This is a genomic window from Thermoflexus sp. (assembly GCF_042408365.1).
Taxonomy (GTDB): domain Bacteria; phylum Chloroflexota; class Anaerolineae; order Thermoflexales; family Thermoflexaceae; genus Thermoflexus.
This window is the reverse complement of the sequence record NZ_JBHOQJ010000124.1, coordinates 1-3,966: the sequence shown is the minus strand read 5'-3', so window position 1 is coordinate 3,966 and position 3,966 is coordinate 1. Positions and strand designations below refer to the sequence as shown.

3 protein-coding genes are annotated in these 3,966 nt (G+C 62.1%); 2 read left to right on the top strand and 1 reads right to left on the bottom strand.

Annotated elements, in window-relative coordinates:
• Window positions 1–128: 128 nt before the first annotated feature.
• Window positions 129–1,232 carry a site-2 protease family protein gene (locus ACFMO5_RS05370; protein ID WP_376791726.1) on the bottom strand — a complete coding sequence of 368 codons (1,104 nt, stop codon included), beginning with the start codon at window positions 1,230–1,232 and terminating at the stop codon, window positions 129–131.
• Window positions 1,233–1,818: 586 nt separating this feature from the next.
• Between ACFMO5_RS05370 and yvcK the strand changes: the two genes are divergently transcribed.
• Together yvcK and ACFMO5_RS05360 are read left to right on the top strand one after the other, a co-directional pair.
• Window positions 1,819–3,135, top strand: coding sequence for a uridine diphosphate-N-acetylglucosamine-binding protein YvcK (gene yvcK, locus ACFMO5_RS05365; RefSeq protein WP_376791725.1), 1,317 nt, complete (start codon window positions 1,819–1,821; stop codon window positions 3,133–3,135).
• A 77-nt stretch (window positions 3,136–3,212) separates the two neighbouring features.
• Entirely contained in the window at window positions 3,213–3,869 is a 657-nt protein-coding gene (locus ACFMO5_RS05360) for a hypothetical protein (protein WP_376791724.1), read from the top strand.
• Window positions 3,870–3,966: the final 97 nt, after the last annotated feature.

The following is a 3,966-nucleotide window of genomic DNA, read 5'->3' as shown; positions in this document are numbered from 1 at the left end:
GGCGGGCTGCCTACGCAGCCCGCCCCTCACAGAAATTCCACTGTTTGATTTTCGGTTTTGGACCCATGGGGGATTGGGGCCGTTAGCCCGTACCTTCCCATATCCTCAAAGCAAAAATGCGTAGAGCGTTAACGGAACTCGACAACTGAGAAGGGAACTGGGACGAAGATCAGCAGGAACAGAATCCAGGTGAGCCAGCCGATCGCCTGGCGTATCGGATCCAGCGGTGTGATGTCATTCAACGGCGGGGGATGGCGCAGGCCGGTGAGCATCGGCATGAAAGCCCAGAGGAACCATCCAGGCCAACGAAGGCCCAAGGCCAGCAGGACGAACACACCGATCTCCGAAACTCGCCAGGCCCCCCGGCCGAGCATCGCGTATAGGACATGCCCGCCGTCTAACTGTCCCAGCGGCAGCAAGTTGAAGGCCGTCACCAGCAATCCGATCCATCCGGCCCAAGCCAGGACATTCAATTGGACATCAAAACCATCCCCGGGGAGCGGGCGGCCGAAAATCAAAACCTTGAGGCCCCAGTACAGAACAGAGTTCCCTTCCAGGGCCACGGCGCCTCGAAGGGGGACCACCGGCGAAGTCAGGAGCCCATAGATGAGGATAGGGATGGCGACCGCCAGACCGGCGAGCGGTCCGGCGATCCCGATGTCGAAGAGGGCCTTGCGATTGCGGATAGGGGAGCGGATCTGGATGAAGGCCCCGAAGGTCCCGAGCATACCAATCCATGGCGGCACGGGGATGAAATAGGGCAAAGTAACCTCGCTGCGATGCAACCGGGCGGCCACATAGTGCCCCATCTCATGAACGCCCAGGATCAACAACAGCGCAGCCGCGAAAGTGACCCCCTGGGTCCAATTCAGGGGACCCTCGCTGCCGTAGAGGGCCCCTGCCCAGATGGTGGTAGCCACCGTGGCCAGGAACAGGATCAGGTTGATCCAGGGTTGCGAGCGGGCAGGCCGGAACACCCCTGCCTGCGCAATGATTTGGTCCGTCTGCCCATGGCGCCGCAGGATCGGCGTATACCCCAACGCCTCAAAGCGGGGGCGCAGGATCTCGAACGCCGATTCGGGATCTGTTTGGAAGTAGCCTTCGAAGGCGATCACCTGATCCGGCGGGTGTAGCACACGGGTTTCGGTGATCACGAAAAGCCCCCGTAACGCTACCGCCAGCCGGTCCAGCATCGAGGGCGCCCATTCCGACTCGTACCAAACCGCGTCCATTGAACTTAACGCCTCACGAGAGGGGATGCAGGAGCTTGGAACTCCCCTTCTCAGTCTAAGACTGGGGCGGAAAGCTTGCAAAGACTGCTTCCCCTCCCTCCGCGGCTGTTCGGAGTAGGGGCGCCCTTTGTGGGTGCCCTTAGGGCGGGGACAAGGCCCACCCCCACGATAAACATCCACGCCCTTTGTAGGGGCGTCCCCCGTGGGCGCCCCTCGGGCGGGGGTGAGGCCCGCCCCTACACATGGATGTCTACATCCTTTGTCGGGGCACCCCTTGTGGGTGCCCCTGTAGGGCAGGCACAGGGCCTGCCCCTACTCCAATCCCGAGATCAGGCACCCTAAACCGCGATCTGGGTTAAGATAAAGATACGGGATGGGCTTTTCGCATTGGATTTACCCGGGCGGTCCATCCGATGTTCGCTGAAGCGCTTGCGCATCCATGGTTCTAATGTCAAGGCTCGGGTTCCTGGGAAATCGAGGGGGCCGTTGGAGGTCGTCATTGCTCTCCCACTGAGGCCCGAAAGGGTTCCAATGATGGAGCAGAGAGGGCCGCGATTCCACAGCATCTAACGGATGAGGGACGAAAATGGCTAAAAGATGGAAAGCGTATCCCATGTGGGAGGCCGCTGTCCGATCTCTGCGTTACTGGCTGACTCCCGGGCTGGGGGTCAAGCGGTGGCTGGTTGTGCTGCTGCTGGGGATCACCGAGCTCGCGCTGGCGTTGGCCTACGTGTTGGTGACCATCTACCGAGAGCAACCACTGCCTTCGATTTTCTATTACCTGACACTGCAGTTCATCCCCCGGCTGGGTCGGGCCGTCCTCTTCGGGCTTCTGGGATTTATGACGGCTGGGTTTGCCCTGTGGCAGCTCAACCGCACGCTGCTTTCCCCGTTCGTGCAACCCGGGCGGGATGTGGCGGAGATCCTGCGTCGCCATCGGCAACGGGAGCGGGGGCCGCGCATTGTAGTCATTGGGGGAGGGACCGGCCAATCCACGTTGCTGCGGGGTCTGAAGGCGATGAGCGCCCGGCTGACGGCGGTGGTCACGGTCGCTGACGATGGAGGGAGCTCCGGCCGTCTACGACGCGAAATGGGGCTGCTGCCGCCCGGCGATTTCCGCAACTGTCTGGCTGCCTTGGCCGAGGCCGAGCCGCTGATGACCGCTCTCTTTCAGTATCGTTTCGGGCGGGGGACGGGCCTGAACGGCCATGCGTTCGGGAATCTCTTCATCGCGGCGATGGCGGAGATCACCGGCAGCTTCGAGCGGGCGGTGGCGGAATCCAGCCGCGTCCTGGCCGTTCGGGGCCGGGTCCTGCCCTGCACGGTGGAGCAGGTCATGCTGGCCGCTGAAATCCGGGATGCGGAGGGACGGATCCATCGGGTGGATGGGGAATCCGCGATCCCCGAGGTTCGAGGTCGCATTGAGCGGGTATGGCTTATCCCGGAGCATGCCCGGGCTTATCCGGAGACGATCCGCGCTATCCTCGAGGCCGATCTCATCGTCCTGGGCCCGGGAAGCCTTTACACCAGCGTGTTGCCTAATTTGCTGGTGGAAGGGATTGTCCCAGCCATCCGGGCCAGTCGGGCCCTGAAGGTGTATGTCTGCAATGTGGCCACTCAAATTGGTGAGACCGAAGGATACAGTGTGGGTGAGCATGTGCAGGCCATCGAGCGCCATGTAGGGCCCGGGCTGTTCGAGCTCGTGCTGGTCAATAGCCGGACCGATGTGTTGTGGACGGAAATCCCAGGGGAAGTCGGCGATTTGGTGCGATGGGATGGACGGCCGATCCCTCCTTATACGGTGGTTGCGATGGATGTGATCGATGAACGAATGCCCTGGCGCCACGACCCCGAGAAACTCGCCCGCGCGTTGATGGCGCTCTTCGAGCAATATCGTCATTGAGGGGCGTTTGGCTCATGGTTGTGCTGAGGCCTTGAGCGCCTCGTTCAACTTTTAGGGCTTTAGGAGCGGAGGAGGGGATGGTGCGCATGGGGGGCGTCCGCTGGCTCAATCTCCTGATGATGATCGGGCTGGTTGCCTGCATGCGAAAACCTGCGGGCTCCGGGCCTCTGATCTATGAGGGACCCTATCGGGTGGACCTGGCGGTGGGCCAGGGGTTGCCTGGGACGGATGTTCGCTATTTGGGCCTGGGGCCGCAGGGGGCTCGGGTTCGCCTTGAGGGGCAGGAAGTAACCCGGCTGGCCGGGGATTCCCTGGAAGCGGAGGCACAGCCCCATCCGACTCTAAAAGTGCGTTACAACCTTCGCATTTACTCCTACGATAAGCAAGCCCTCCATGCGATTGGGACGATCCGGGCGGAGCTTCAGGGAGCTCAACCACGCGCAGCCCCGCTTCCGAAAGCGGCGGCCGCGCGCTTCACCGCCCCGGTGACTTATCGGGTTCCGAAAGGCGGGGTGATCCCCGGAACCTCCATCATCTTTGCTGGAAAAGAAGAAGGGCGGGCTCGCCTGGAAGGTATCCCCGGATATCCTTATCGAAACGTGGGGGATTCCATTCTCTGGGAAGGGCAGATCCATCCGCTGGTGTATCTGGATGCGACGTTTCGGGTTCTGCTGGTGGAAGATGAGTGGCTAACAGTGGTAGGGACCGCCGAGGTGTGGCTTTCAGGATTTTGAGGCCTAACGCTTCTTCCGTCTTTTGGGATATGCGGTAGAGGGAGCGAATGGCCCTGCCTCCCTCCCCGGGGGGGGGGGGGGGGGGGGGGGGGGGGGG

Excerpts from the sequence above, each read along its gene's own strand:
- ACFMO5_RS05360 (WP_376791724.1), top strand. The coding sequence starts at position 3,213 with ATGGTGCGCATGGGGGGCGTCCGCTGGCTCAATCTCCTGATGATGATC.
- yvcK (WP_376791725.1), top strand. The coding sequence starts at position 1,819 with ATGGCTAAAAGATGGAAAGCGTATCCCATGTGGGAGGCCGCTGTCCGA.
- ACFMO5_RS05370 (WP_376791726.1), bottom strand. The coding sequence starts at position 1,232 with ATGGACGCGGTTTGGTACGAGTCGGAATGGGCGCCCTCGATGCTGGAC.